Source organism: Vibrio fujianensis, assembly GCF_002749895.1.
Taxonomy (GTDB): Bacteria; Pseudomonadota; Gammaproteobacteria; order Enterobacterales; family Vibrionaceae; genus Vibrio; species Vibrio fujianensis.
Genome location: NZ_NBUS01000041.1, coordinates 375,146 through 378,365, shown reverse-complemented (window position 1 = coordinate 378,365; position 3,220 = coordinate 375,146). Strand labels below are relative to the sequence as shown.

Below are 3,220 nucleotides of genomic sequence, written 5' to 3'. Positions count from 1 at the left end.
TTATGCGTTGGTTTTTGTGATTACGGTGTTATGCGGAAGCTTGGCAGTAGCGTTGGCTGCCCCTTAACGCGGCGTTATGTGTAAGGCCAAATTCCAATAACTTTTTCTATCACAAGATATTGTTTATAAAGAGATATTAACTATGGTTAATGTAAATGAAACCGAAAGTGAAGATCCTAAATCACCTTGTAATAGGCATTGCAGTCTAGATGAAAATGACATTTGTTTAGGATGTTTCAGAACATTCAGATAAGCCCGTGAATGTTGTTGGTTGGTCTTATGGTGCAGATGTTGTATTGAACATGATAGCAACGTCTCAATTGCCATTGTCTAAAGTATTTTTGTATGAGCCGGGATATCCCGGTTGTGTTCAAGAAGATGAAATGAAAACTTGGGTTGCGGATGCAGAGTCAATGTTTGAGCCTGTTTTTAATCATGTAAATCAAGGGAATTTGAGTTTAGCTGTTGAATCATTGATTGACGGTTCTGGGAATTGTCATGGTTACTTCGATAAGCAACCAACTGAGGTGAAGAGTTTACAGTTAAAGCAAGCTTATACATTGCCTTTGCAACTAAATCAGCAAGAACATCCATCGATTGATGCCCAAAGTCTATCGAATATCGATCTGTCTTTGATATTTGGACATGGCGATAAAACACGAGACTTATTTAAGCTGGCAACGCAGAGTGATGCACGAGCTTTAAGACACTCAAAATTGGTGGTTATTGAAAATGAATCTCACATGTTGCCTCAAGAAAATCCAGAAAAGTTTTCGAGTTTACTAATTGATTTACTGGGCAAAAAGGGCTAACAAACGCTTCAAGAGGGACAGTCAACGCTTGGCAGTTTTGGTTTGGTTGAGCATTTAAGGTTACGGTTGGTTAATTTGAGCGCAGTTGTTTGCGTTGGCTGCCCCTTAATGCGGCGTTAGCTTGCTAAACGCTAGCAATACTAGCCTAAACTTGCCCTAATATCTGAAATGGTGATAAATAGCTTATTTTCTGCATCTTGAAACGCTTTAAAACCATAGCGCTCATAGAAATGTTTAGCGCCATCTTTTGCGTCAACAATAACGACGGGGAATGCCACGCTATCACTAGCGGCTAGTAGTTTTCGTAGAGCATCGATAAGTAACCACTCGCCAAATCCTTTACCTTTATAGCGCTCATCGATAGCTAAGCGAGCAATGAGTCCGCCAGACGTTGATGACTGATGCTTTTTCTGTAACTTATCGGGCAATGCTTTTAGGTCAATGGGTGTCATTGTTAAAGTGTAAAAACCGATGATAAGTGAGGTATTATTTTCATCCTCTAAAACAAATGTTCGGGTATTATCTTTTTTAGCCTGCTGACTTGCCATGACTTTCAAATAGTTATTAAGCGCATCAATTCCGCAGTTGAATCGGTTTCTGTCGTGTTTATCTTTATCGAGTAATACCGTTTTCATCATTGGTTTTTGGTCTCATAACGTTCGGCGGCAGTTTTAAGCTTTTGATTTAATGTTGTTGGTTTATCGAGAGCTTCCATAAGTAAAATGGCGTCTGCTTGGCTTAATTTTAGTGTTTGCTCACGTTCAATCACTTGTTTTGCTTTTTCGATTGCAGCATTGAGTACAAATGAGTTAATACTAGACATGCCAGCGAGAGCAGCCGCTTTGGTTAATAAGTTTTGTGTATCGACATCAACTCTCGCAGTGATACGAGGTAAAGTGGTAGCCATAATGTGTTCTCCTTTGTGTCAAAATGTCACATCCTTATTATGGTGTTTAAATATACAAAAAGCAATTATTGTGTCACTTTGGCACGCAAGCTAACAAACGCTTCAAGAGGGACTTCCAACGCGCGGCATTTTCATTATGCGTTGATTTTGATGATTACGGTGTTATGCGGAAACTTGGTAGTAGCGTTGTCAGCCCCTTAAGCGGGCGTTATGGCGCAGTCAGGCTTTGAAGTCAGTCGCAGCACTTCAATCAGCATTCTCGATAAATTGTGCTAAAGCCTTATAATTCAAATTGGCGTACGTATAGTGAGGTGAAGATGGAAAAGGCAGAATTTATTCAAAAGCACTTGATTGAGAAGGGTGTCCCAGCAGATTTAACTAAGCCAACTGCATTTATTTGGTCTAAATACAAAGACCCTTCTAAAAAACCTTTAGTTTTTCAATCGCCTGCAAAAATACTCATAACACATGGTTTATTTATGGGGCTACTATGGGGGGCGTTGATGTGGGTGTTTTTTTGGCATTCAGAGCCAGAAAATTGGGTAACTTATCTTGTCTCATCATCTCTATTTGGCATTTGTATGGGAATTATCAACGTATTTCGCACTATTAAGGCTCGAAAGCTTTTGGGTGAAACAAACTGGGGAAAAATGGTGTCATCAACACTACGAGTAAAGCGCCATAACAAAGCGTTTAAGACGGATTCACAACGCTTGGCAGTTTTGGTTTAAGTCGGTTTTAGTGTTTACGTCATAATGGTTTAGGTTCAGTGGTAGCGTTGTTCACCACTTAACGCGGCGTTAGGTATTTGGAGGCATCATGAGAGCTATCTTTTTGATTTTTTGCTCGGTTTTATTGAATGGTTGCTTGGGTATGCCCGAATCAGTAAAACCAGTATCGGATTTTGAACTGAACAATTATTTAGGTAAGTGGTACGAGATTGCTCGACTCGATCACTCATTTGAAAGAGGTTTAAGTCAGGTTACAGCGGAATACAGTATTCGAAATGATGGTGGTATTTCGGTTCTTAATCGTGGTTATTCTAAAGATAAAGATGAGTGGAAGGAAGCTGAAGGCAAAGCTTACTTTGTGAATAGTCCAATAGACGGCTATCTAAAAGTTTCATTTTTTGGCCCATTTTATGGTTCCTATGTGATTTTTGAGTTAGATCGTGAAAACTATAGTTATGCGTTTGTTTCAGGACCGAATACAGGATATCTGTGGTTACTTTCAAGAACGCCGACCGTCGAACGTGATATTGTTGAGAAGTTCGTTCAGATGTCGAAAGAGCGTGGTTTTGATACAAATCGGCTCATTTACGTTCAGCAGCAATAAATACCTAACATTTAAGAGGGACAGTCAACGCTTGGCAGTTTTGGTTTGGTTGGCATTTGAGGTTACGGCTGGCTAGTTTAAGTTCAAAGGATTGTTTATGAACAAGATATTTGGAATTATTTATCAAGCTTAAAAAGGAAGACTTCTCAAGCGAATGCATTAAGAT

The 3,220-nt window shown here is 39.5% G+C and carries 5 protein-coding genes and 1 pseudogene; 4 read left to right on the top strand and 2 right to left on the bottom strand.

Annotation, left to right across the window (positions count from 1 at the left end):
* Positions 1-142: 142 nt before the first annotated feature.
* Positions 143-253: a DUF1289 domain-containing protein gene (locus B7C60_RS08905; RefSeq protein ID WP_099611332.1), complete on the top strand. Its 111-nt coding sequence runs from the start codon at positions 143-145 to the stop codon at positions 251-253.
* Positions 254-257: 4 nt separating this feature from the next.
* Positions 258-812 carry an alpha/beta fold hydrolase gene (locus B7C60_RS08900; protein ID WP_245869045.1) on the top strand — a complete coding sequence of 185 codons (555 nt, stop codon included), beginning with the start codon at positions 258-260 and terminating at the stop codon, positions 810-812.
* Positions 813-952: 140 nt separating this feature from the next.
* Here the strand turns inward: B7C60_RS08900 and B7C60_RS08895 are convergent, their stop codons facing one another.
* The gene (locus B7C60_RS08895) at positions 953-1,450 is read right to left on the bottom strand and encodes a GNAT family N-acetyltransferase (protein ID WP_010319335.1); all 498 of its coding nucleotides are present in this window, start codon (positions 1,448-1,450) and stop codon (positions 953-955) included.
* The gene (locus tag B7C60_RS08890) at positions 1,447-1,719 is read right to left on the bottom strand and encodes a type II toxin-antitoxin system TacA family antitoxin (protein WP_004394087.1); all 273 of its coding nucleotides are present in this window, start codon (positions 1,717-1,719) and stop codon (positions 1,447-1,449) included. Before B7C60_RS08890 ends, B7C60_RS08895 begins: the two co-directional genes overlap by 4 nt.
* A 317-nt stretch (positions 1,720-2,036) precedes the next feature.
* On the opposite strand from B7C60_RS08890, the pseudogene B7C60_RS08880 reads away from it, so the two are divergent.
* Together B7C60_RS08880 and B7C60_RS08875 are read left to right on the top strand one after the other, a co-directional pair.
* Positions 2,037-2,394, top strand: a pseudogene (locus B7C60_RS08880) (DUF6404 family protein).
* A 144-nt stretch (positions 2,395-2,538) separates the two neighbouring features.
* The gene (locus B7C60_RS08875; protein WP_099611330.1) at positions 2,539-3,054 is read left to right on the top strand and encodes a lipocalin family protein; all 516 of its coding nucleotides are present in this window, start codon (positions 2,539-2,541) and stop codon (positions 3,052-3,054) included.
* Positions 3,055-3,220: the final 166 nt, after the last annotated feature.

Coding starts and splice junctions, on each gene's coding strand:
- B7C60_RS08905 (WP_099611332.1), top strand. CDS start 143: ATGGTTAATGTAAATGAAACCGAAAGTGAAGATCCTAAATCACCTTGT.
- B7C60_RS08895 (WP_010319335.1), bottom strand. CDS start 1,450: ATGATGAAAACGGTATTACTCGATAAAGATAAACACGACAGAAACCGA.
- B7C60_RS08890 (WP_004394087.1), bottom strand. CDS start 1,719: ATGGCTACCACTTTACCTCGTATCACTGCGAGAGTTGATGTCGATACA.
- B7C60_RS08875 (WP_099611330.1), top strand. CDS start 2,539: ATGAGAGCTATCTTTTTGATTTTTTGCTCGGTTTTATTGAATGGTTGC.